Genomic DNA, 24,563 nt, shown 5'->3' on the forward strand with positions numbered 1-24,563 from the left:
TGGGCTAAGGCCATTCATTGGGCGAGGGCTTGGGCAACGGCGGCCTGGTCGACGCTGACGGCGTACTGCGTCTGCAACTGCGCCACCAACTGGTCGAGCAGATCGTCGGACATGCCTTGCGTGAAGGATTTTTGCGCATCGTCGGGTACCGAGCTGGCGTCGGCTCCGGCCGGCTCGAACACTTCGGCGACCTTGAACAGGATCTGGCCGTCGCCGGTGGGCGAGGGGATCAGCCCGGTGCCGCCTTCGCCGACGCCGAACATCGCAGCAGCACCCTCCTTGCCGAAATCGACATCGTCGGCCTCGCGCTTCACGCCGCGCTTGGTCTGCTTTTCAAGCTTCAGTTCGCCGGCGATGACGTCGAGTGTGGTGCCAGCCTTGAGGCGCTTGTCGAGTTCGTCTGCTTTCGCGGTCAGCCGCTTGGTCGTTTCCTCTGTCGTCCAGTCCGCCACCACGCGCTGGCGGACTTCGTCCAGCGTGCGGTCGCGAGCCGGCGTGATCGATGTCAGTTCATAGAACACGAAGCCGTTGTTAGGCGTGGTCAGGGCTTGATTCTCGGTGTTGGGCTCGGCCTCGAACACCGCCTTGATGAGGTCCGGCGATGCCGGCAGGTCCTTGATGATGGTGCCGTCCGGCTTGAGGCCGGTGCGGTCTATGGCCTCGACGGTAACGTCCTTGAGCTTGAGTTTGGCGGCGGCTTCGGCCAGCGTGCTGCCGGCGGCGCGGGTGTCTTCGTAATTGTCGTGCACGTCGAGCAGGATGCGGCTTGCTTCGCCAAGCGCCAGATCCTTGCGGATCTGGTCTGACACTTCCGCCAGCGGCTTCACCGTTTCCGGTTTGATCTCGGTAACGCGCAAAAACACCGGACCGAACGCGCCCTGGACGACCGGGCTGACTTCGTTGACGGCAAGCGCGAATGCGGCATCGGCGACCGCCTTGTCGGTGATCTTATCCTTGGAGAGCGTGCCGAGCAGCGTGTCGGCCGGGGTCTTGCCCTGCGCGGTGACGATCTTGTCGAAAGTGGCGCCCGTCTTCAGCGAATCGGATGCCGCCTTGGCGGCGTCCGCGGAAGGAAACACCAGCTGTTCGATGGTGCGCATTTCCGGCGTGGTGTAGCGGCCCTTGTTCTTGTTGTAGTCGTCGCTGACCTGCTGGTCCGTTACGGCGCTGACATCCATGATGTCTTCGGGCTCGAGCCGGACATAGGAGAATTTGCGGTATTCTGGCGCCGCGTAGGTTTTCTTGTTGGCCTCGAAATAAGCCTGAAGCACGCTGTCGGATGGCGCCTCGATGGGCTCCACCAACGCCTTTGGCAAGATCAGATAGTCGATGGTGCGGTCTTCGCCGCGATAGAGCGCAACTGCCTTGAAGAAGGTGTCTGGAGCCTTGAGGCCGTCCGAAACCGCTTCGACGATCTGCTGGCGCACCGCCACCTGAGCCCGGTTCTTCAGATAATCCTCCGGCCGCATTCCCAGTTCGCGCAGGCGGGATTCGAACAGCCGGCGGTCGAACTGGCCATTCGGGCCCTGGAAGGCGGGTTCCTGCCGCGTCAGTTCGGCCAGCCTGTCCTTGGAGAAGCCAAGCCCGAGCTTGCGCGCCTGTTCGTCGAGGACGGCGCCGGACACCAACTGAGCCAGCACCTGGTTGTCGATGCCATAGGCCTTGGCCTGGTCGCGGCTGATACGCTGGCCGATCTGCTGCTGCAGCATGGCGATCTGGCGATCGTAGGCGAGGCGGTATTCGGTGATCGACACGGTGGTGCTGCCGGCGGTGATCACCGCATGATGGCCGGCCAGGAAGCCGCCCGTCATCCGCGTGGTGACGCCCCAGGCAAGGAAACTCAACACCAGCAGCGACAGCAGGGCTTTCGCGACCCAGGTCCCTGCCGCGCTTCTCAATATACCAAGCATTGTTACTTCCGATTTTTGCGCAGTTTTGCGTGCGCCCGAGTCTGAAACAAGCGCAATAGCGCCCTTCCGGCTCACTGTCGATTGCTTTGTGGCCTGATTTTGATAGGGAGGGCGAGACCCCAATGTCGCCCGGAGAACCAGATCCCCATGACGCCAGGAATTCGACCGCTCGTTGCCGGCAACTGGAAAATGAACGGCACCAGCGCTTCGCTGAACGAGCTCAGGATGATCGGCAACGGCTTCATGAGCGGGCTCGACGCAGAGACCGAAGCATTGGTCTGCGTGCCGGCGACCTTGCTGTCGCGCGCCGTCGAAATCCTGTCGCGCACGCCGGTGCGGGCCGGTGGCGAGGACTGCCACATCAAGGAAAGCGGCGCCTTCACCGGCTGTGTCTCAGCCGAGATGCTGAAGGATGCGGGCGCCAGCCACGTCATTGTCGGCCATTCCGAGTGCCGCGAACAGCGCAGCGAGGACGATGCCATCGTCCTCGCCAAGGCCTCGGCGGCGTGGCGGGCAGGGCTCGTCGCCATCATCTGCATCGGCGAGACCAAGGCCGAGCGCGAAGCGGGCACAGCACTCGACGTGTTGTCGCGCCAGGTCGCCGGCTCGGTGCCACCGAGCGCAACGCCCGCCAACACCGTTATCGCCTACGAGCCGGTATGGGCTATCGGCACCGGCCTGACGCCGACCGCCGAAGACGTGGCGGAGGCGCACGCGCATATCCGCCAAAAACTGGCGGAAGCGCTCGGCGCAGCCGTGGCCGGCAAGATGCGCATCCTCTATGGCGGCTCGGTCAAGGCGTCCAACGCGGTCGAACTGCTGGGCGTCAAAAACGTCGACGGCGCGCTGGTTGGCGGCGCCAGCTTGAAGGCGTCCGACTTTCTCGCCATCGCCGAGGCCTACCAGAATATCGCGTAGGCCCCGGAATTTCGTTGCCGACCAGTTCCGTCATCGACTTATGAACGCAGCAGTTCGGCGGAAATCGTTGCAAAGGGCGCATTGCTTCCCATATTCCGGCCACGGGCTTGGAAATGCCGTTAAAGCATTGTATGGAGCCGCCTCCAAATCACCGGCCCTGATCGCCAGGGAGCGGCAGGGCTTGCCAGGATAAAATATGGAAACCGTACTGATCGTCATCCACCTCATGGTCGTGCTCGCCCTTGTCGGCGTGGTACTGCTGCAACGCTCCGAAGGCGGTGGTCTCGGCATTGGCGGCGGTTCCGGTTTCATGACCGCGCGTGGCGCCGCCAATGCGCTGACGCGGGCGACGGCGATCCTGGCCGCGGCCTTCTTCGTGACGTCGCTAACACTCTCGATCGTTGCCCGCTATGGCGAAAAACCGATCGACATTCTCGACCGCGTGCCGGCCGACAGCGGCAACGGCGTGCTCAATCAGTTGCCCGGCACGACGGCGCCGACGCCGCCTTCGGGCAACACCGCACCGGCCGCGCCCGCGGCCAACGGCGCCGCCACGACGCCGCCCGCGACGGCTCCCGCCACCACAGCCCCGGCGACGGCTCCATCTCCGGCGGCGCCACCTGCAACCGATTCGGCTGCGCCGCCGGCTACCAATGGCGTTACCTTGCCGGTCACGCCGCAGGTTCCGAACCAGTAGTCGGTAGCGTCAGATGCCGCGATCTGTTGTTGTTTCAACACAGTCGCGGCAAATGGCACACGATCACGAAGATTCGACCGCACCCCGTGCTTGAGGCCCGTACGCCACTTCGATTATAGATTGCCGGCGGCACTTTCTGCGCCCTTGGGGGGCGCCGGGCGACGCCGTGGGCAACAAGCATTGAACGATCGGATCTTCGCCATGCAGCTTCGCAGCTTCATTTTCATGGGGTTTTGTGCCGTATTCGGCATGAGCTCCGCGGTCTTCGCCGGCACTCCGGCAATGACCTCACCGCAGGCGGTTGGCAAAACCGCTGTCATCAACGTCGCCGCCAAGAGCGATGCGACGCAGCTGAAGCTTCTCAAGAAGAAGAAAAACCCGAGCCCGGATGATCTGGCTCAGATCAGCAAGCTCGAAGACAAGATCGCCGCCGACAGGGATCTCGCCCGCGTCAAGGCGCTCGAGGCCCGCAAGCTGGCGATGCGCGATGCGGCGAAAGCCAGGGCCGATGCCCAGCGCCAGGCGTTCCTGGCAAGCAAGGGCAAGCCGGTCGTGGTTGCCGACGCCAAGCCAGGCAAGAAGACCACCAAGATCATCGCTCCGGTTGACCCGATCGCGCCGATCGAGCCGATCGAATCGGCTGAACCGCTTCCGGCCGAAGCGATGAATATCGCGCTGACCGGCAACAATGGCGAATTGCGCAGCGAGGCCCCGGGCCACAAGCCGACGAGCGGCGGACTGTTCGCCGGCCTGTTCGGCGGCACGTCCTCTGCCTCGTCGATTGCCTATCTCCCCGAAACGCGCGCGCTCGACCAGGCTCTCGCCAAGCGGCAAGCCAAGAAGCAGTTCAAGGTGAAGCCGGAATTCGTGCCGCAGGACGTCGAATTCAGCGGCTATGAGCCGGGTACGATCGTCATCGATACCAGCGCGCGCCGCCTCTACCTCGTCGAATCGGCTTTCACCGCCCGCCGCTATGCGATCGCGGTCGGCCGCGAAGGCCTGCAGTTCAAGGGCAAGGTTGCCGTTGGCGACAAGCAGGAATGGCCGCGCTGGATCCCGACGCTCGACATGCAGAAGCGCGAACCCAAGCATTATGGCCAGTACAAGGACGGCATGCCCGGCGGCGGCCAGAACCCGCTCGGCGCCCGCGCCATCTATCTCTACGACGGCAAGAAGGACACGCATCTGCGCATCCACGGCACCATCGCGCCGCAGTCGATCGGAACCAGCGCTTCCAATGGCTGCTTCCGCATGATCAACGAGCACGTCATGGACCTCTACAGCCGCGTCAGGGTCGGCACCAAGGTCGTCATCATCTGACGCTTTCACAAACCTGCCGAAAGGGCCGGCTTTTGCCGGCCCTTTTGTTTTGACCAAAACACCAGTCTCGAACCTCGGGACTATCGCGCCTTCTCTGGAAAAAGCCTCAGCGGCGGTTTTTTCTCTGGCGGAATCAATTCGGCCGCGTTAAGCGATGACTCCCATGGCGCGATATGTATTCATCACAGGCGGCGTGGTTTCCTCACTTGGAAAAGGCATCGCTGCAGCGGCCCTTGGGGCTCTCTTGCAGGCGCGAGGCTATCGCGCACGCATCAAAAAGCTCGATCCCTATCTCAATGTCGATCCCGGAACGATGTCGCCTTACCAGCATGGCGAGGTTTTCGTCACCGATGACGGCGCCGAGACCGATCTCGATCTTGGCCATTACGAGCGCTTCACCGGCCGCTCGGCCAACCAGCAAGACAACATCACCACCGGCCGCATCTACAAGAACATCATCGAGCGCGAACGGCGCGGCGACTATCTCGGCGCCACCGTGCAGGTCATTCCGCATGTCACCGATGAGATCAAGAATTTCGTGCTCGACGGCAATGACGACTATGATTTCGTGCTGTGCGAGATCGGCGGTACGGTTGGCGATATCGAGGCGATGCCGTTTCTCGAGGCTATCCGCCAGCTCGGCAACGATCTGCCGCGCAACAACGCCGTCTATGTCCACCTGACCTTGATGCCTTACATCCCGACGGCCGGCGAGTTGAAGACCAAGCCGACCCAGCATTCGGTCAAGGAACTGCGCGGCATCGGCATCGCGCCCGATATCCTGCTGGTCCGCGCCGACCGCGCCATCCCCAAGGAAGAGCGCAGAAAACTGTCGCTGTTCTGCAATGTGCGCGAAAGTGCCGTCATCCAGGCGCTCGACGTGCCCCACATCTATGACGTGCCGATGGCTTACCACAAGGAAGGGCTCGATTCGGAAGTGCTGGCCGCCTTCGGTATCGATCCGGCGCCGAAGCCACGTATGGAGCCCTGGCAGGCCGTGTCCAACCGCATCCACAATCCGGAAGGCGAGGTGACGATTGCCATTGTCGGCAAATACACCGGCCTCAAGGATGCCTACAAATCGCTGATCGAGGCTTTGTCGCATGGCGGCATGGCCAACCGCGTCAAGGTCAAGCTCGACTGGATCGAGAGCGAGATTTTCGAGAAGGAAGACCCCACGCCGTGGCTGGAAAAGGTGCACGGCATCCTGGTGCCCGGCGGCTTCGGCGAGCGCGGCTCGGAAGGCAAGATCCTGGCGGCGAAATTCGCCCGCGAGCGCAAGGTGCCGTATTTCGGCATCTGCTTCGGCATGCAGATGGCCTGCATCGAGGCGGCGCGCTCGCTGGCCGGCGTCGAACACGCCTCGTCGACCGAATTCGGTCCGACCGACGAGCCGGTCGTCGGCCTGATGACCGAATGGCTGAAAGGCAACATGCTGGAGAAGCGCCGCGAAACGGGCGATCTCGGCGGCACCATGCGGCTTGGCGCCTATCAGGCTGAACTCGCCAAGGGTTCGAAGATCGCCGACATCTATGGCGACACCCAGATTTCCGAGCGCCATCGCCACCGCTTCGAGGTCAATATCGACTACAAGGAGCGGCTCGAGGATTGCGGCCTGGTGTTTGCCGGCATGTCGCCTGACGGCGTGCTGCCGGAAACGGTCGAATACCCCGACCATCCCTGGTTTATCGGCGTCCAGTATCATCCGGAGCTGAAGAGCCGGCCGCTTGAGCCGCATCCGCTGTTCGCCAGCTTCATCTCGGCCGCGGTGGACCAGTCGCGGCTGGTCTAGGGCCACGGTGAGGTTTCGCAGCTGATGCAGACCTATGTTGCGCTGCTCTACAGCATTATCCTCGGCGAAGGCCGCCGGGTCGTCATGGCCGACCTCAAGGCGATGGCTGAACAGCTTGGGCTGAAGAACCCGCGCACCCTGGTGGCGACCGGCAATCTGGTCTTCGAGACACGGGCGACTGGCATCGCCAAGCTGGAACAGCAGTTGGAAACGGCCTTCGAAAAAACCTTCGGCCGCAATGTCGTCATCATCGTGCGCACTGCCGAGGATTGGCTGAAACTTGCCGCCGACAACCCATTCCCGGCCGACTCTGCCGAGGCAGGCGATCAGGTGGCTGTGCGGGTGATGCGCAAGCCAGCGCCAGCGGATGGTGTGGCCGCGCTCCAGGCCTATGCCGCGGAGGACGAGAAGGTGGCTTCGGTCGACGGTGACATCTGGGTCGTCTTTTCGCGCGAGCGGCCAAGCTCGCGGCTGCTCGCTGCCATGAACCACAAGCGCATGGGCATCGGCACCGCACGCAACTGGAACACGGTGCGGAGGTTGGCTGAGATGGTAGGGAGTAGGGAGTAGGGAGTAGGGAGTAGGGAGTAGGGAGTAGGGAGTAGGGAGTAGTCAGTAGTCAGTAGGGGTTATACTATTCCCTACTGACTACTGACTACTGACTACCGACTACTGACTACTCCCTATCTCTCATTTCACGCCTTCGCCGTCCTGGCCCCTGCGCCAAGGGCGGCGGTGCGAAGGACGTAGTAGATGACCCCTGCAATGCCGACGCCGAAAAACCAGCCATAAACGCCCCACCATGCCGGCAGCAAGTTGGTGAAGTTCGGCAGGACCGAGGAGAAGATGGCGCCGATGCCGGCTGCTATGAAGGCGTTGACGTGCCAGCCGCCCTGGAAGCGGAACTCGCCATCTTCGCGGTACAGTGCCTCGACGTCGACCTCGCCCTTCCGGATCAGATAGTAGTCGACCATCATCACCCCGAAGATCGGCCCCATCGTCGCGCCGATGACGTTGACGAAAGATGCGGCACTGCCTTCCCACGGCGCGAAGGGATAGAGCACCAGCGCGATCACAGCTGCGATATAGCCGCCCTTCTTGAAGTCGATCTGCCGGGGAAAGACATTGGAGAAGTCGAAGGCCGGCGAGACGAAGTTTGCCACCACATTGATGCCGAGCGTCGCCACGGCAAAAGTCAGGGCTGCAAGCGCTGCCAGGAACCAGCTGTCGAATTTCGCCGAGATCTGGTCGGGATGCAGAAGCACTTCGCCATACACGTCGAAGGCAGCGATGGTGGTCACGCCGGCGACCAGCGAGAACAGGATGAGATTGATCGGCAGGCCCCAGATGTTGCCCTTGCGCAGCGATGCCTTGTCTGGGGCATAGCGGGCGAAATCGCAGAAATTGAGATAGAGCGCCGAGAAATAGGTGACCCAGATCGCCGCCACCGCAAACAGCGACGTCCAGGAGCCAGGGGTTCCGGGTACGCCGGCATCCTTTGTCTTGTCGAGCAGCACATCCATCGGGATGTCGCTGGTGAAGGCAAATCTCCCGGATTTTACACAGAGATAGATCGCCAGGATCAACATCATCACCCACACCGCCGGTCCAGCCCAATCCTGGAAGCGGCGCACCGTTTCCATGCCGTTCTGGATGATCAGCAATTGCAGTGCCCAGATGACCACAAAACAGATCACTTCCAGACCCGTGTGGCCGAGGAAATGCGTGTTGGCGTTGAAATCAGCGAACCATTGCGAGCGGATCAGCAACGCCACGATCGCGCCCGATGCCGCTGCCGTCTGCGCGCCGTACCAGAAGCAGGCGACGATGGCGCGCACCAGGGCCGGAATGTTGGCGCCCCAGATGCCGAAGGACGCGCGCGCCAGCACGGGGTAGGGCACGCCGGTCTTCACGCCGGCATAGCCGACCATGTTCATCAGCGCGTAGATGATCAGCGAACCGATGCCGATGGCGATGGCGAAATTGACGAAGCCGCCGCAAAACAGGAACAGGCTTGCGGCGAGATAGTAGCCCCAGAGGCTGTGGACGTCCGACGTCCAGACGTTGAAGATCGAGAACGGCCCCCAGTTTCGGACTTTGGCCGGAGCCAAATCCTCATTGTATAGATCGGGTGATGCGCCTTGTATGGTCATTGCGATGTCCTCCCCTTGATGCCGCACGCGCCCTCACGCGTCGACTGCGCAGGTTATGCCTGACGCAGGGGAACCGGCAAGCAATCCATTTGCCGGCTTTGGCCTTAAAGATATTCAATGAGAACAGCGCTTATCGATCGGCTTTTGGCGAAGGTCGGCGCAATCGCGGCGATCTTGATTCGACCCGCAGACGGCAGCGATCAGGACGCTTTGCGGTTGAGGGCCGGTGATGCGTCGAAATTGGCGGCAAGCCAAGCTATCGCGCAGGTGACATCATCGAGCCTGTATTGGGCCACGGTCGGCCCACGCGGCTTGACCCGGATCGAGATGCCGCCGGCCTCGTTGATCGCCTCGAAACCGTTTTCGTCGGCGGTGTCGTCGCCGAGAAAGACCGGCCGCCGTCCGGCAAAGGGCGGGATTGCCATGAAACGCCGCACGGCAGCGCCCTTGGCTGCTTCGAGCGGCATGAGTTCGACGCCGGCGTTGCCCGGGATAACCCGATAGCCCTTGGGAAGCTCGGTCAATGCCTGTTCGGCAAGATGCGTTGCCCTGGCCAGCAGATGCGGCGCCGCACGCGTATGGATGGCGAGGATCGGACCCTTGCGCTCGATATGAACAAGGCCGTCATCCAGTTCGGCCTCGATGGCGTCGGCAAGGGCAGCGATATCGGCGGGAGCATCGGCGGTAACGACCGGGCCGTCCGGCGTCAGCCGGTGTTCCAGCCCATAGAGACCGGCAACACGCAGCTTCAACGGATGAAACAGGCGGTCGGCGCCTTCGACCGAGCGGCCGGTGATAAAGGCGACAGCGCCGTCCAGCCGTTCATCGACGACGCCGAGGAGGTTGCGCAGTTCGTCGCTTACGGACACGGCGTCGGGGTGCGCCGCGTGCTCCAGCAACGTGCCGTCGATATCGAGGAAAAGCGCCCATTGTCCTTCCGGCAGGTCGGGTGCGGTTGGCAGGCCCGGTGCTTTTGACAGGCTATTCATGACGCCACCTTCCGCATGCGGTCGAACAGCGAGACGATGTTGGTGTCGGTGTTTGCGGGCCGCTCGGCGACACTTGTCGCTCTTTCGAGGTCGCCGCGTTTGCGCAGGCGCGCCGCATCGAGCAGCATGCTGCCGGCCCAGCGAAAGACATTGTTGTCGCGCACTATTTCGCGCATCGGGCGCATGCGCTCGCGTTGTTCGTCCGGTGACATGGTCAGCGCCTGCAGCAGCACCTGGCTCATCATCGCCGCGTCGTAAGGATTGACGATCAGTGCTTCCAGCAGTTCGCGCGACGCGCCGGCAAACGTGCTGAGCAACAGCACGCCCTGTTCGTCGTCACGCGCGGCGACGAATTCCTTGGCTACGAGGTTCATGCCGTCATGCAGGCTGGTGACCATGCAGATGTCGGCGGCGCGATAGATCTCATAGACCTGTTGCTGCGAATGGTGCTCAGCCACCATGACCACGGGCTTGTAGCCGTCATGACCGTAGCGCTGGTTGAGCTCGTTGGCATAACGCAGGCATTCATCGTGCAATTGCTGGTACGCCGGCAGCGTGCCGCGGCTTGGGGCAGCAATCTGCAGGAACACTACCTTGCCGATCCACTCGGGGTGGCGCGTAAACAATTCGTCCAGCGCATGGAAGCGGTCGAGGATGCCCTTGGTGTAGTCCAGGCGCTCGACGCCGACGCACAGCTTGACGTCCGCCGACAGGCCGAACCGCTCACGCAGGCGGGCGCGGCTTTCCTCGACCGGCGGCAGTTTGGCCAGGAGTTCGGCCGGCCATTCGATGGAGATGGGATAGGCGTGCACCAGGGTCGTCCGCCCGCCATACGAGATCGCGGCGTCGGCGCGCTCGATGCGGCTTTCCAGGAACCGGTCTACGCTTTCAGTGAAATTATTGGCATGAAACTGGGTGTGAAAGCCGATGATCGAGCTCCCGAGCAGTCCATCAAGAACGCGTTCGCGCCATGGGCAGATGCTGAACACTTCGGAGTTCGGCCACGGGATGTGCCAGAAGGTGATGATGATCGCCTCCGGCAGGCGCTCGCGGATCATGCGCGGCAGGAGCGCGAAATGGTAATCCTGAACCAGCACGATCGGCCGCTCATTGCGCGCCTCGGCAACCACCATATCGGCGAATTTGCGGTTGACGGCCTCATAGGCCTCCCAGTCCGAGGCACGGAAGACCGGCCGGGTGAAGGCGATATGGCAGAGCGGCCAAAGCCCTTCATTGGCAAAGCCGAGATAGTAGCCCTGATATTCGTCGTCGCTCAGCCACACGCGGCGCAGCGTATAGGACGGATTGTCCGGCGGCACCTGAACCCGATCGTTGCTATCGACCGTCAGACGATCCGCCGTTCCGCCGCCATAGGCGATCCAGGTGCCGCTGCAGGCGCGGGTGATAGGCTCAAGCGCCGACACCAGGCCGCTGGCCGGCACCAGAAGCTCGACGCCGTCGTCCTTGATGTTGTGGATATAGGGTTCCCGGTTCGAGACGACGATGACCTGCGCGTCCGGCAGGTCGTCGGCAAGTATCTTGCGCAAGGTGTCGGGCGACCAGTTCACCAGCGCCGCGTCGGGAGATTGTCCGTTCTTCTCGAACTCCCGCAAGACCTTGCGCGTCGCTTCCGATGCGACGTCCTCGCCGGCAGTCGGTGCAACCGTCAAGCTATGGCTACGACGTTGCCTGGAGATCGATAACAGAACGGCTAGAATCGAAAGGCCAAGGCTTGCAAGGATCAAGACCCAGAGCAGGGCCATGCCATAATCAGTCATTCCAATTCCAACTCAATTTTGGCCGTCAGGGCCTTTTTCTTCATGGTTCGATTTTGAGTGTTCGCAGCCGACGATCGCCCGTGAGAACCTGTGTTTTTTGCAACGCACAAACCCTGGGATCGGTTCCCGTTGAAAGCCGTTCCGATCATGTCCGCACGATCAGCGGAACCAGCCCCTCATGGCGGTCGGCGAGAAAGGCGACGACGCGGTCGCCGACGCGCTGAAAGGTAAGATCGACCCTCTTTTCGGCGACACCCAGATGCCTGAGCGTCAGCGTATCGATGCCGATCGGCAAACGGGGTCGAGTGACGTGGATTTCGCCGTTCCAGCCGTCGATTTCCAGACCGAGGCACGCCTGCATCAGCATGAAGGCCGAGCCTGCCGACCAGGCTTGCGGCAGGCAGGCGACGGGGTAGGCGATCGGTGCTTCACCCGGCGAGCGGGTAAAGCCGCAGAACAGTTCCGGCAGCCGCATGTTGAAATGCACGGCGGATTCGAACGTGCCGCTCATCAGCCGCACCACGCTGTCACGCTCGCCGAACCGCGCCAGGCCGGCGCCGCACATCGCCGTGTCATGCGGCCAGATGGAACCATTGTGGTACGACATCGGGTTGAACAGCACAGCATCGTCGGAAAGCGTTCGCACCCCCCAGCCGGAGTGGAAGGAAGCCGAAAGCAACTGGTCGGCGACCATCTTAGCCCGCGCCGGTTCGGGCAGGCCGACATAGAGCAGGTGTCCGGCATTCGACGTGCGCACCTTGCACGGCTCTCCGGCGCCGTCGATCGCCAGCGCATAGAAGCCGAGATCGTCCAGCCAGAAATCACGCTCGACGGCGATCCGCATCTCTTCGGCGCGATTTTCCCAGTGCTCGGCCTGCGCGAACTCGCCCCGGCGGCGGGCGAGAGCGGCAAGGCCCCTGAAGGCGGCGAAGACATAACCCTGCACTTCGACCAGCGCGATCGGCCCCTTGGGAATGCGGCCGTCGGCGTGGAAGACCGAGTCGAAGCTGTCCTTCCAGCCCTGGTTCGCAAGGCCGGATTCGGCAGCGCGCTGATAGGTGACGAAGCCGGTTGCGCGGCTCGCCTCTTCCGTCCACTTGGCGGCGGCGCAGAGAGACGGCCACAGGCTGGCGATGAAGTCCATGTCGCCGGTGCGCTCGGCATAGGCGCAAGCGAGGTGGATGTAGAGCGGCGTGGTATCGACGCCGCCATAGTAGCGGCCGAAGGGTAGCTCCTGCAGCGCCACCATCTCGCCCTTGCGTGTCTCGTGCATGATCTTGCCGGGCTGCGAGTCGCTGAAAGGCGATGTCTCGGTCGCCTGGTGCTGGGCGAGGAAGGCAAGCACGCCGCGCGCCAGGCCGGGGTTGAGCCATAGCATCTGCAGCGCCGAGATGACGCCGTCACGGCCGAAGGCCGTCGAAAACCAGGGGATGCCGGCATAGGGGTAAGGGCCGGTCGACAGCTCGGTGGTCAGCAAGGCGACATCGGCGCGAGCGCGTTCGACCCAATCGTTGAAGACGCGGCCCGAACTGTGCACCGTCGCGCCATGGCGGCGCTTGGCCCGCATGCCGAAACGGGCGCGCGCCGCGGCCGCCCGGAAGCGGTCGCGGTCGGGCGTTTCGGTCAGTTCCGCGCCGACCTCGACGTAAAGCATCTTGCTGCTGCGCTTGGTCACTGCGATGAGGAAATCCGCGCGCTCGGCGCTCAGCTGGTCCGGCGGCTGCGAGAACGAGATCGCAGACACCCGCGCCAGCCCGTCCAGTCCGTCATAGCGCAGCAGCACCGAGGCAGGCTCGATCTCCGCTGCATGCGCCATTCCGCGCTTCGGCCGGGTCGAACCGCGGACCTCGAACATGTCCCGGAAATCGGCGGCAAAATGCAGCGAGACGCGGATTGCCGAATGCTCCTGGCTGTAGTTGGAAAGGGTGATGCGCTCGAACAGCCGGTCCTGCCACAACAGCCTGACGCGCTCGATATGGATGGCGCCCTGCGGGATGTCGCGGCCACCGACGCTTTGCATCGGCAAATTGGTCATATTGCTGGTGAACAGCACATTGTCCTGGCTGAGCGAGGCGCCGAGCAGCGATGTCTGCCGGCCGCCGACGGTGAGCCTGAACTCCGACAGCACCCGGGTGTCGTCACGGAAGAAACCGTCGCCCGCGCCCCTGATATCGCCGTAGGCATCGGCCACGGCAAAACAGTCGCCTTGCTTTAGGGCAAACAGCCGGTGCGGCTCGCGCGGCGCGGTTTCGTCCAGGGAGGCAAGGGCCACGGCAGGGTCGAGCTTGCGCTCGTCAAGTTCGGTCATCAGTCACAAATCTCTGTTTCGGGCTCGGAACGTCCGCCGTCGTTCACGACGCTTTCGATTCAGCCGGGGCGCCGATGAGACGCGCATAGGCAGTGAGATAGTCGCGCGCCATCCTGTTGGCGGAGAACCGACTTTCGAAGACGGCGCGCACCTTTCGCCGGTCGAGCTGCAGCAAGGCCGGCACTGCGGCGACCGCGGCATGGAGAGAATCGACGACAAATCCGGTGACGCCATGGTCGATGACTTCCGGCAACGCACCGCAGTTCCAGCCGATGGTTGGCGTACCGCACGCCATCGCCTCGATCGCGGCAAGGCCGAACGGCTCGGGCCAGTCTATCGGAAACAGGAGACCAGCGGCATTGCCGAGGAATTCAGTCTTCTCACCCTCGGCGATCTCGCCGACATAGTCGATGCGGTTGCCATCGATCAAGGGCTCGATCGTCTCATGGAAATAGGCGCGATCATCGTCGCCGATCTTGGCCGCCAGCTTGAGCTTCATGCCCGACCGCAAGGCGATGTCGATGGCCCGGTCCGGCCGCTTGTCGCGCGAAAGCCGGCCGAGAAAGGCAAGGTATGGTTCGCCCGCCGCCGTCTCGAAGGTCGGCTGATAGAGACCCGTCGGCAGCCCGTGATGGATGGTGGCCAGCCAATTGGCATTCGCAAGCCCGGTCTTCTGGCTGTGTGAGATCGAGACCAGCGGAAAGCGCGGAAAGCGCTCATAGGCTGGCGCCAGATCGACATAATCGAGCCGGCCATGAGGCGTCGTCACCGTCTTGTCCGGCATGGTCTCGAAGAACGAGAAATGCAGGAAATGGCTGAGATGAAAATGAATGATATCAAAGTCGTGGGCTCGGTTCCTCACATCGGCAAGCATCGCAAGATGCGCCGCCGTGTCCGATTTCAGCGGACGCGGATCGCGGCGCAGCGCGCGTTCGCGTCCTGGTATCAGTCTGGCCGACGTCCGGCTGTCGCCGCTGGCGAACAGCGTCACCTCATGGCCGAGTTTGACCAGCCCTTCGGTCAGATAGGAAACGATGCGCTCGGTGCCGCCATAGAGAAGGGGCGGCACCGATTCGTGCAAAGGGGCGACATGGGCTATCCGCATGGTTTGAACGTGTCCCTCAAGGCAATCACGAGAGCGAAATGCATCAGCCGGCCTAACGTTCCGGACAAAAGCGGGCGTCGGCAACCCAAGCCCACCGGCGCAGATTTTTTTGCAATAAGCGGAACAAACGCGCTATCCGCGAATTTAATAGGGTTGGTCCGCGCTGCGGCCGACCAGGGAGAGAACAAAATGGACCGCTTGCATTTCTTTACGCCCGTGCGCATTGCGCGCGGGCAGGGACACCCCGTCGAGGAAGTCGACAGCGTTGCCGAAGCGATGGTCTTTTTGCAGAAATGGCCATTGGGACGGCGTGGGCCTGTGTATCAATGCGCCGTGAATTGCTGCTCCGCGGCCCTGTCGGGCAGAATGTCGGCCGAAGCAGCCAGGAAGGCGTTCACGGGCTTTGCCCGCATCACCCGGCTGCTCGATGATGACATGGCCCTGCCGATGGGCGGCGAAAGCATGGCGGAAGTCCGCGCGCTGAGGCGCTAGACGCCGTCCAGCCATTTGGCTATTGAACACCCGGGCTTTGGCGGCGCGGGCATCATCTTTTTCGCACCGGAGTATTCCGACGCGGCCCTTCACCTCATGGGCCACACTGTGCTTTCATGCGGCGTTTCGCATGACCGGTGGGTGACGACCAATCCACGGGCGGTCCGAACGTGGAGGGATAGACAATGCCGAGACTGATCCTGGGAACACTCGGCGCTATCGTCATCGCCCTCATCTGGGCGGTCCTTGCCAGTTTGATGGGCGCGCCATCGATCGTGATCACGGTCGGCGCGGTCGCCATTGGGGCCGGCGTCTACACCTACGTCGACAGACGCTCGCATTGACAGTCCCCGGTCTGCCGCGCGCTCGACCAATTGCACGCCGGTGTTGACGCGCGCGGCAGCCGCGGCGGGCATTCTTCAAGGATGATGTTGCTGGCCGCATAGAGGGCAAAGGCGCAGACCGGGCGCCACACGTCGGACTGGGCTCACCCAGAACTTGGGAGATCGTCAAAGATCTTTCCATCCGGCCAATGTAGATCGAAACGGCGAATCCGTGGATTTCCGTGGAACATCGTCGCCTCGAAACGCTTCGGGCGTTGCACTGCCCCATCAGTGCACGTTCCCTTGTTCTGTTGGAACTGGCCGGCTACCGAAAGGTGGCCGGCTTTTTTGTATATAAGCGGAACCTGAAATTACGGGGCTTGTTCTGGATGCGGCAGCGAGCCCCTCGCTGCTGGTCGAGGGCCGTAACCCTTGGCCGGGCCCGCATCGCTCCGCCAGTGGTGCGGGCCCACGGCCTCCGGTTTTTTCCGGGCGTCTGGACTCGCCGATCCTTACCCTGGCCCGGCTAATGCATCACTCAAAAATGGCTCGGTTGTGAGAAAATGACATGCACACGCGGCGCTTTAGCACAATCATTCACAAAGCCGTGGGTTCAACTGTTGCCGCCCTTCTTGGCTGGATTGTGCGAATGATGACTGTCCTTTTCACCGCCACCCCCTGAAACTCGGCTTTTGGATCGACGGTCTTCATCCGCCGGGGGTTTGTTGACCTGCAGGGGTTTTCTGGCGTTCTCGTGCGATGCGCCTGGCCCGCCCTGCCGGATCGTGTTCGGGTGTTTCTTCGATGTGGACATGATCACCGATCCTGCTGACGGCCCTGATGAGTTGTGTTGACCTTGGTGTTGGCTTGCTGCCCTTGGCGCTCCGGATCCGGCGCTCCGTGAGTGCCGTGCTGGGCATCATCGTGGCTGATCTGTCGCCCTTCTCCTCGACCCTTCTGGCTCTGGTTCTCAGGCGGCACGGGCGGCATTTTGCTCGACATCTGCATCTCCTCGGGTTGGTATCGTGACTCCAAACCGTGATCGTGGGGGGAAGTTCCGTCTGCTTCGTCAGCACCTGTGCTTTTCGGTGCCGACGGAATCTGACTCCCAACGCGGATTTCAAGGAACGGCAGCGGCCCGCGTTGCTGGTCGAGGACAGGCAATCTCTGGGCGGGCCCGCGTCGCCCCGCCAGTGGTGCGGGCCTGCAATATAAATCCTAAGACTGGGCTGCCATCGCAGTTTATTGCGAGCTTCCGGCGACTTGCGTAGCGGGCTGCAGTGGCTTTCAGGAGAGCAGCGTGTTGTATCCGGTCGATTTGGAGCGACCGAAATACAGTGCTTGACCACGTTGCTGACATGATCGGTGACGAGCGCGGTGTCGCGCCTGGATCGCGGCAGCAGCCTCTGGTCCGATCTGCCCGCAGCTGATGGCAGCTAAAACGACGTCAAAAGACCTAAGTCTCTTTGATCGCCCTCGCTGCTCGCACGAGCGATGACCAGTCAGCTCCCATGGCTGCGACAAGGTCTCGAGCATCTTCGTCTGATATTCCGGTACGGTCTACGAGCTTCCGTGCCAGCAATTCGAATGCCAATTCTATGATCGTCATAGCTCAGCCCTTACGAGAGTCCCCGGGACGTTAGCTTGCAAATGGGTCTTCCGCATTTGCACATGTTAAGCGACCATCACGAATGTCTCATGTACCGCAGAATGTCTGCAGGACGCGCTCATCCGGGCGTGGCGGCTCAGCATAGCGTTCCATTCCCGGCTGCTCATCGAAGGGACGGCTGACGACCGCCAGGATCTCCTCGAACGGTGTGAAGTCGCCGCCCAACGCCGCCTGGATCATCGCCTCGATGCGATGATTGCGGGGGATGAATTTGGGATTGACGGATTGCATGGCTGCCCGGCGCGTGGCCGTGTCGGCTACTTCGCTTGCAATGCGCTGGCGCCACCGCGCCGACCAGGCATCGAATGAGCCTGGATCCTTAAACAACTGCCGCGCCGTGCCTTGGCCGTCCGCAGCGTCGAGGTCATCGCCCAGGCGCCGGAAGCCGAGCGTAAAATCCGCTTCGCCGTGAGCCAGCACGTCCAGAAAGTCGGCAGCGAGTTGCAAGTCGCCTTCCGCTTCGGTCAGCAGTCCGAGTTTTCTGCGGAAGCCGCGCTGCAACACAGCCTCATAGGAGGCCTGGAACGACCTCAGCACCTCTTCCCCTTCAGACACTGCTTCATTCTCGTCCGTGCTCATGAGCGGCAGCAGGGTCTCGGCAAAGCGCGCAAGGTTCCATGTGGCGACACGAGGCTGGTTGGCATAGGCATAGCGACCGGCGCGGTCTATCGAACTGAACACCGCGCTGGGGTCGTAAGCGTCCATGAAGGCGCATGGGCCATAGTCGATCGTCTCGCCCGAGATCGACATGTTGTCGGTGTTCATGACGCCATGGATGAAGCCGACCAGCATCCAGCGCGCCACCAGGTCCGCCTGTGCGGCGACAACGGCCTCCAGCAAAGCCCGGTACGGCCGTGCTTCCCCCGCCAGCTGTGGGAAGTGACGCTGAATGGCATAGTCGGCCAGTATCTTGAGCGCCTCGGTGTCGTGGCGCGCGGCGAAATATTGGAACGTGCCGATCCTGATATGGCTTGCCGCCACCCGTGTCAGGACGGCGCCGGGCAGCCGGACCTCGCGATAGACCGGGTCGCCGGTGAGCACCGCCGCAAGGCTTCGCGTCGTCGGAATGCCGAGCGCCGCCATCGCTTCGCTGACGACATATTCGCGCAGGACAGGGCCGAGGGCGGCGCGGCCGTCACCGTTGCGCGAGAACCGCGTGGGTCCCGATCCCTTCAGCTGGATGTCACGGCGAATGCCGTTGACGTCCACTACTTCGCCAAGCAGCAGAGCGCGCCCGTCGCCGAGTTGAGGCACGAAGTTTCCGAACTGGTGGCCCGCATAGGCCAGGGCGATTGCCTGCAAGCCTTCCGGAAATCTGTTGCCGGCAAGCATCGCCACTCCATCCGGGCTGGTAAGCTGGTCGGCATCGAGCCCGAGTTCCTCGGCGAGGGGCCGGTTGAACCGGATCAGCCGCGGTTCGGACACCGGCTTCGGATCTGTTTGCGCGAAGAAGCGCTCCGGCAGTTGCCCATAGCTGTTGCTCAGGGCGGGAAGCCCCATCTGAATGACCGGGGGTTGTTCAGCAGTCGCAGGTGACGTCATGACAAGCTGTCTCTGAAGAGGGGTTCAACAGCTCCCTTCTCGAGGAGCCTGTGTTCATTTGTGCATATAGGGACGCAACGTCGTTGGTGCCATCCGGATCCATCAGGCCGGCACGGGATACAAGCTGGGAACCACCCGCCTCGATTATCGAGGTTCGGGCTGCCGTGGGACGCCGGGCCGTGGCGGAATCCAGAGCTGACCCCCGCATCGCCACTATCTCCGAACTGAGCACCCGGCAATCTAGTCAGTGCGGGCGGGCAATGCCGGGGCAGGGTCTGCCTTGGGTGGCAGCGGCTCTCTCGGGGCCGCTCCCGGCGACGATGTTGAACCCGGTTCGACTCGTTCCTCGGCGATAAGCCGGGCGCCACGCTCATAGGTCAGGTAGCGCCAGAGCCACTGGATCGAGACCTGGACGCGGTGCTGAAAACCGACGAGCAGATAAACATGGATGAGCGCCCAGGCAGACCAGGCGATCCAGCCTTTCAGTTTCAGCCTGCCCGATTCGAACACGGCAGCGTGGCGGCCGACAATGGCCGTGTTGCCTCGATTGCTGAAGGCAAAAGCCGGCAGCGTGTCGCCAGTATCTATCCGGCGTGCCAGTGCCATGCCGAGGTGCTCGCCCTGCTGCTTGGCGACCTGGGCAAGACCTGGCAATGGCTGGCCGTTCCCATCGAGGACCAGTGCGACGTCGCCAAGCGCGAAGACATCGGGATGGCCGACGACCTGCAGGTCGGATTCGACCTTCACCCGACCGCCGCGGTCGAGCCCGACACCAAGCTGGGCGACCAGCGGAGAAGCCGCCACCCCGGCGGCCCAGAGCGTCAAGGCCACCGGGATCACCTGGCCGCCGACGGTGATCTGATGCGCTTCGATCGCCTCGACCCGGTTGCCGAGCGCGACCTCGACGCCCAGGCTTTCAAGGCGCAGACGTGCATATCTGGAAAGCTCCGGGGCGAATCCGGCGAGCAGACGCTCGCCGGCTTCTACCAGAATGATCCTTGTCTTCTCGGGCCGGATGTTGCGGAAGTCGCGCGCCAGTGTGTGCCGGCTGAGTTCGGCGATCGAGCCCGCCAGTTCGACACCGGTCGGGCCGCCGCCGATAATGGCGATCGTCATCAGCCGGGATTGCTCGACTGGATCGGTGGTCCGTTCCGCGTGCTCGAACGATAGCAGCAGCCGTGACCGGATCGTGCGCGCGTCCTCGATGGTCTTCAAACCGGGACAAACCCGAGCCCAGCTCTCCTGGCCGAAATAGAATGGCTGCGAACCGGTGGCCAAGACCAGGATGTCGTAGGGGACCGTGGTCCCATCGGCCAGCACCAGTATCCTGGCCTCGGTGCCGATCTCGGTGACATCGCCGAAGAGGACCTGAACCGAGGGATAGCGGCCCAGGATCTTGCGGATGGGCTCGGCGATGTCAGGCGCCGACAAGGCGGCGGTTGCAACCTGATAGAGCAAGGGCTGGAACAGGTGGTGATTGTGGCGGTCGATGATCGTCACCCCGATTTCCGCCTTGCCGAGCGCCTTGGCAACCTCCAGACCGGCAAAGCCTCCGCCGACCACGACGATGCGCGGTGTCAGGCTCCGGCCGTGGCTGCTCTCGGTGGCGAATTGCATGCTTGATACTCCCCTATCCCTGTCCGGAAGTCATAGCCTGGCAGGAGTGCCTCGCTGCTGGCTGGAGCTACTGCTCACTCCGGCGGCATCGGTCCAGGCAAGGCATCCGGCAATGACAGGCGTCGTGCTGACCACAAGGGCGCCGCGCGCGTGAAGAGCTACCAACCCGCGCCATGAGACGCGGTCGACCGCCCAGATGGTGCCGCTGGCGTCGACCCATTTGAGATGGGCGTCGGCGACTTCAACGGCCCGCATCATCGCCGCCGGTTCCATCCCGGCCCGAAAGACGATGATGGAATTGGCGGCGCCGTTGAAGAACGGGCCGGCGCCGGCTGCCAGTCCCGCAAGCAGGACGATGCTGGTCAGCGCTGCCGAAGCACCGCGTGCCGGTCCGCCGCGGTTGGGCAGCACCAGCACCAACACAAGCGGCACGATGCCGAAGATGACCAGCCACGCAATATCCCAGGCGAGCGGCAAGTCGCTGTTCATCTTGATCCGGTGCAGACCCAGCAGCCAGTGAAACACGACGGCATCGACGACATGCCAGACGCCGAACCCGGCGAAGGCGAGCCGCAGGATCTCCGTGGTGGTCCCGGGCCGCGCGCCGGCCGCCCTCGCGGCCACCAGCAGCACGGTGCCGGCGACGGCGAGCACATACATGCAAAGATGGAAGAGGCCGTCGGCCATGATCTGGAAGCGCAGGTCGGAACCCACCGGATCGGCGACGCCCGAGAGAAGATGATGCCATTGCAGGATCTGATGCAGGACGATGCCGTCGAAGAAACCGCCGAGCGCGAAGCCGAGCAGCAGCCAGCCGGCTCGCGTTCTCGGGTCGAGTGTCGCGGTGATCGCGTCCATGTCAGGACCACCGGCTCCAGGCCGGGGCGTTCAGTTGCCTGCGCACCGACATGTCCGGCGGCATGGGGTCATGGAGACCATGACGCGCCTCGAGCCAGAAGGCGGATATCAGCCCACCAACCACCGTCGTCAGAACCAGTGTCGCAGCAATTATCGCCAGCATGGACGTCGATCCTCAGCCGCGCAGGGTCGGCCGCGCGGAACCTAACAGCGGCTTCCGTGGAATGTTCCTGGCTGTCGGTTCGGTGGAGGGAACAATCAAGTTCCAGCACGGTTCGATGCTGGCGACGGACGGCTCAAGCGGAGAAGGTCATGAACGAATATACGGCGGCAGATCCGGGCGGTCTCGACGGCCATCAGCCGAGCGGCATCACCCGATGGCTGTTTTCGACCAACCACAAGGACATCGGCACACTCTATCTGGTCTTCGCTTTCATCGCGGGGGTGATCGGCATGCTCTTGTCGGTGAGCATGCGAATCGAGCTGCAGCAACCCGGGATCCAGTTTTTCCCCGGACTGGCGTCGATGATCTACGGTTACCAGGGCGACGCGGCGATCGACGCCGGCAAGCAGCTTTACAACGTCTTCACCACGGCCCACGCGCTGATCATGATCTTCTACACTGTGATGCCCGCCCTGATCGGCGGCTTCGCCAACTGGATGGTTCCGATCATGATCGGCGCCCCCGACATGGCCTTCCCGCGCATGAACAACATCTCGTTCTGGCTGCTGCCGCCGGCATTGATGTTGCTTTTATTGTCGATCTTCATGCCCAGCGTCCCCGGCGGCTATGGCCCTGGGACCGGCTGGTTCCTGTACCCGCCGCTGTCGACCTCCGGCCATCCCGGTCCCGCCGTGGATCTGGTCATCCTGTCTCTGCACATTGCGGGCGCCTCCTCGATCCTGGGAGCCATCAATTTCATCACCACCATCTTCAACATGCGCGCGCCGGGGATGACCCTGCACAAGATGCCCCTGTTTGTGTGGTCGATCCTCATCACCGCCTTCCTGCTGCTGCTGGCTCTGCCGGTACTGGCCGGCGCCATCACCATGCTCCTGACCGACCGCAATTTCGGAACCACGTTCTTCGCGCCGGACGGCGGAGGCGACCCGCTGCTGTACCAGCATCTCTTCTGGTTCTTCGGCCACCCGGAAGTCTACATCATGATCCTGCCGGCGTTCGGCATCGTCAGCCAGGTGATCTCGACCTTCTCGCGAAAGCCGATCTTCGGGTATCTCGGGATGGTCTACGCAATCGTGGCGATCGGGGTGATCGGCTTCGTCGTCTGGGCCCACCATATGTACACCAGCGGGATAGGCCTCGACACGCAGCGCTACTTCACCTTCGCCACGATGGTGATCGCAGTGCCGACCGGGATAAAAGTGTTCTCCTGGATTGCAACCATGTGGGGCGGTTCGGTCAGCCTGCGGACGCCGATGCTCTGGGCCCTCGGCTTCATATTCCTGTTCACCGTAGGCGGGGTGACGGGCGTTCAACTCGCAAATGCCGGCCTCGACCGTGAACTGCACGACACATACTTCGTCGTCGCGCATTTCCACTACATACTTTCACTGGGAGCGATCTTCGGCATCTTCGCGGGCTGGTATTACTGGTTTCCGAAAATGACGGGATATCTCTACAACCCGCTTCTGGCTGGGGTCCATTTCTGGACGACCTTCGTCGGCGTGAACCTCGTCTTCTTCCCCCATCACTTCCTTGGATTGGCTGGCATGCCGCGTCGTTATGTCGACTATCCCGACGCATTCGCCGGCTGGAACATGGTGTCCTCGTATGGATCGTACCTGTCGGCCGCGAGTGTCGTGATTTTCCTCTTCGGCATCTTGGAAGCTTTCTACCGGCAAAGAGCCGCCGGCATGAACCCATGGGGGCCAGGAGCTACCACATTGGAGTGGGAGCTGACCTCTCCACCCCCTTTCCATCAATGGGACAGGCTGCCGCAAATCAGATGAGGCCGGGTTGTCGAACTCCTTTGCGCAAGCCAGCCCGGTTCGCCGCTGAGGCGAACTTCAGCCTGCTGGTGGCAGACGTTGGCTGCAGCTGAGAACCGGATCGCTATCTGAAGCTGATTAACAGCACAGCGAACAAGCTTGCGAGCGCGACTGCCCAGCAGAATAACCAATTGGCGATCAGAAGAAGCGATTTGAGCACGGTGGCATGGCAGTAATCTTCGATGATCGATTGCATTCCAAGCCGCATGTGAACGCAGCTTACGAGAATGAAGCCAATAAGGGCTGGCGCGACATAGATCGATCCTACGACGCTGAGGACGGCGTCTCGAGGCTCACCGACCAGCATTATAACGACCGCGACGATGTAAATGACAAGGATCAACAGGGCAGCAGATGTCAGCCGCTCCAGCATGAACGTTTCGGTTCCGTGTTTCGCCGATCCAAGGCCCCGCACTCGAGCTAGCGGAGTTCTGATTGAGGGTCTGTCAGCCATGGCGTTTCCCCAAAACTACTTGGTTGCCTTGCGCGCAACTCAAGCTGTTGCTGTTTCGATGCCCGGGCCGTCGGTGCCGACGGATAGTGGGCAAGCACGGTCTCCAGTCGAACAAGGCGGGCTTTGTGGGCGTTCAGTTCGTATCCTGAACGCCATCCAATTTGCCTGGGTCTGCCATCTCTGCATAGCTCGCTTTCAAGCAGCGAGATACGAAGGCGGACCGCGTCGATCTCCTTGACGAGCGCGGCCTTCACCGATTTTCGACTCTGCATGGCTGTAGTTCCGGTGCAAGGATGGTTCCAAACCTGACGCGTCTGGAAATGTTCCCGGGTGCCGAAGGCGTGCTGAAGATTAATGCCTCAGTGCTGGACCCGCACAATGGGTCGCCATGAGCTAAAGCCGGGCACTAGCTCAACGGGCGCGATGTGCCCGGCGAATGCTTGTGAAAACGAGCGAATGCCTGGCCCGCCTCGTCCCGAGAGATAAGTAGCCCTCAGAACAGCGACCGCACGTGGCCGAGATGACCAGAGGGTGTTCTTGGGCCAACATATGTTAACGGCCACTTTTGTTTCTCTCTCCTGCAAAAATATTTGGGCTGAAAGAGCCGGGAACTAACCGATCCTCCGGA

The 24,563-nt window shown here is 62.4% G+C and carries 21 protein-coding genes; 8 read left to right on the forward strand and 13 right to left on the reverse strand.

Annotated features, from left to right (window positions below; all coding sequences use genetic code 11):
- Window positions 1–14: 14 nt before the first annotated feature.
- The gene (locus NKK52_RS09735) at window positions 15–1,910 is read right to left on the reverse strand and encodes a peptidylprolyl isomerase (RefSeq protein WP_023684713.1); all 1,896 of its coding nucleotides are present in this window, start codon (window positions 1,908–1,910) and stop codon (window positions 15–17) included.
- Between the two features lie 147 nt (window positions 1,911–2,057).
- Between NKK52_RS09735 and tpiA the strand changes: the two genes are divergently transcribed.
- From tpiA to NKK52_RS09760, 5 genes are all read left to right on the forward strand, one after another.
- Window positions 2,058–2,828, forward strand: a complete 771-nt coding sequence (gene tpiA, locus NKK52_RS09740) for a triose-phosphate isomerase (RefSeq protein ID WP_023671052.1) — start codon at window positions 2,058–2,060, stop codon at window positions 2,826–2,828.
- Window positions 2,829–3,024: 196 nt separating this feature from the next.
- The gene (gene secG / locus NKK52_RS09745; protein ID WP_352628807.1) at window positions 3,025–3,525 is read left to right on the forward strand and encodes a preprotein translocase subunit SecG; all 501 of its coding nucleotides are present in this window, start codon (window positions 3,025–3,027) and stop codon (window positions 3,523–3,525) included.
- Window positions 3,526–3,726: 201 nt separating this feature from the next.
- Entirely contained in the window at window positions 3,727–4,845 is a 1,119-nt protein-coding gene (locus NKK52_RS09750; RefSeq protein ID WP_023682440.1) for a L,D-transpeptidase, read from the forward strand.
- A gap of 154 nt (window positions 4,846–4,999) precedes the next feature.
- Entirely contained in the window at window positions 5,000–6,637 is a 1,638-nt protein-coding gene (gene pyrG, locus NKK52_RS09755; protein WP_084633912.1) for a CTP synthase, read from the forward strand.
- 24 nt (window positions 6,638–6,661) lie between these two features.
- A complete protein-coding gene (locus NKK52_RS09760; protein ID WP_023682442.1) occupies window positions 6,662–7,207 on the forward strand; it encodes a DUF1697 domain-containing protein in 546 nt (181 codons plus the stop codon).
- Between the two features lie 125 nt (window positions 7,208–7,332).
- Here the strand turns inward: NKK52_RS09760 and NKK52_RS09765 are convergent, their stop codons facing one another.
- From NKK52_RS09765 to NKK52_RS09785, 5 genes are all read right to left on the reverse strand, one after another.
- Window positions 7,333–8,790 carry an NCS1 family nucleobase:cation symporter-1 gene (locus NKK52_RS09765; RefSeq protein WP_023682443.1) on the reverse strand — a complete coding sequence of 486 codons (1,458 nt, stop codon included), beginning with the start codon at window positions 8,788–8,790 and terminating at the stop codon, window positions 7,333–7,335.
- 200 nt (window positions 8,791–8,990) lie between these two features.
- Window positions 8,991–9,779, reverse strand: a complete 789-nt coding sequence (gene otsB, locus NKK52_RS09770) for a trehalose-phosphatase (protein WP_023672690.1) — start codon at window positions 9,777–9,779, stop codon at window positions 8,991–8,993.
- Window positions 9,776–11,557, reverse strand: a complete 1,782-nt coding sequence (locus tag NKK52_RS09775) for an alpha,alpha-trehalose-phosphate synthase (UDP-forming) (RefSeq protein ID WP_023682445.1) — start codon at window positions 11,555–11,557, stop codon at window positions 9,776–9,778. Before NKK52_RS09775 ends, otsB begins: the two co-directional genes overlap by 4 nt.
- A gap of 145 nt (window positions 11,558–11,702) precedes the next feature.
- The gene (locus NKK52_RS09780; RefSeq protein ID WP_023682446.1) at window positions 11,703–13,865 is read right to left on the reverse strand and encodes an amylo-alpha-1,6-glucosidase; all 2,163 of its coding nucleotides are present in this window, start codon (window positions 13,863–13,865) and stop codon (window positions 11,703–11,705) included.
- 43 nt (window positions 13,866–13,908) lie between these two features.
- On the reverse strand, window positions 13,909–14,970 hold the full coding sequence (locus NKK52_RS09785; protein WP_023682447.1) for a glycosyltransferase family 4 protein: 1,062 nt from the start codon (window positions 14,968–14,970) through the stop codon (window positions 13,909–13,911).
- On the opposite strand from NKK52_RS09785, the gene NKK52_RS32230 reads away from it, so the two are divergent.
- Together NKK52_RS32230 and NKK52_RS09795 are read left to right on the forward strand one after the other, a co-directional pair.
- Window positions 14,956–15,462: a DUF982 domain-containing protein gene (locus NKK52_RS32230; protein ID WP_502902991.1), complete on the forward strand. Its 507-nt coding sequence runs from the start codon at window positions 14,956–14,958 to the stop codon at window positions 15,460–15,462. The two genes, NKK52_RS09785 and NKK52_RS32230, sit on opposite strands and share 15 nt — an antisense overlap.
- Window positions 15,463–15,647: 185 nt before the next feature.
- Complete coding sequence (locus tag NKK52_RS09795) at window positions 15,648–15,806, forward strand: hypothetical protein (protein WP_023682449.1); 159 nt, start codon at window positions 15,648–15,650, stop codon at window positions 15,804–15,806.
- A gap of 592 nt (window positions 15,807–16,398) precedes the next feature.
- Here the strand turns inward: NKK52_RS09795 and NKK52_RS09800 are convergent.
- The 6 genes from NKK52_RS09800 to NKK52_RS09825 all read right to left on the reverse strand — a co-directional run bounded on the left by NKK52_RS09800 (window position 16,399) and on the right by NKK52_RS09825 (window position 21,634).
- Window positions 16,399–16,599 carry a hypothetical protein gene (locus NKK52_RS09800; protein WP_081731702.1) on the reverse strand — a complete coding sequence of 67 codons (201 nt, stop codon included), beginning with the start codon at window positions 16,597–16,599 and terminating at the stop codon, window positions 16,399–16,401.
- Between the two features lie 2 nt (window positions 16,600–16,601).
- Entirely contained in the window at window positions 16,602–16,787 is a 186-nt protein-coding gene (locus NKK52_RS09805) for a hypothetical protein (RefSeq protein WP_023682450.1), read from the reverse strand.
- Between the two features lie 694 nt (window positions 16,788–17,481).
- Window positions 17,482–18,954, reverse strand: coding sequence for a protein adenylyltransferase SelO (locus tag NKK52_RS09810; RefSeq protein WP_023682451.1), 1,473 nt, complete (start codon window positions 18,952–18,954; stop codon window positions 17,482–17,484).
- A gap of 282 nt (window positions 18,955–19,236) precedes the next feature.
- Entirely contained in the window at window positions 19,237–20,613 is a 1,377-nt protein-coding gene (locus NKK52_RS09815; protein WP_023682452.1) for an NAD(P)/FAD-dependent oxidoreductase, read from the reverse strand.
- A gap of 30 nt (window positions 20,614–20,643) precedes the next feature.
- A complete protein-coding gene (locus NKK52_RS09820) occupies window positions 20,644–21,471 on the reverse strand; it encodes a DUF2243 domain-containing protein (RefSeq protein WP_023710464.1) in 828 nt (275 codons plus the stop codon).
- A gap of 1 nt (window position 21,472) precedes the next feature.
- Complete coding sequence (locus NKK52_RS09825) at window positions 21,473–21,634, reverse strand: hypothetical protein (protein ID WP_023710465.1); 162 nt, start codon at window positions 21,632–21,634, stop codon at window positions 21,473–21,475.
- Between the two features lie 149 nt (window positions 21,635–21,783).
- On the opposite strand from NKK52_RS09825, the gene ctaD reads away from it, so the two are divergent.
- A complete protein-coding gene (gene ctaD / locus NKK52_RS09830; RefSeq protein WP_023682453.1) occupies window positions 21,784–23,442 on the forward strand; it encodes a cytochrome c oxidase subunit I in 1,659 nt (552 codons plus the stop codon).
- Window positions 23,443–23,545: 103 nt separating this feature from the next.
- Here the strand turns inward: ctaD and sdhD are convergent, their stop codons facing one another.
- Window positions 23,546–23,935 carry a succinate dehydrogenase, hydrophobic membrane anchor protein gene (gene sdhD, locus NKK52_RS09835; protein WP_027050929.1) on the reverse strand — a complete coding sequence of 130 codons (390 nt, stop codon included), beginning with the start codon at window positions 23,933–23,935 and terminating at the stop codon, window positions 23,546–23,548.
- Window positions 23,936–24,563 lie beyond the last annotated feature (628 nt).

Source organism: Mesorhizobium sp. C277A (genome assembly GCF_040324395.1).
Taxonomy (GTDB): Bacteria; Pseudomonadota; Alphaproteobacteria; order Rhizobiales; family Rhizobiaceae; genus Mesorhizobium.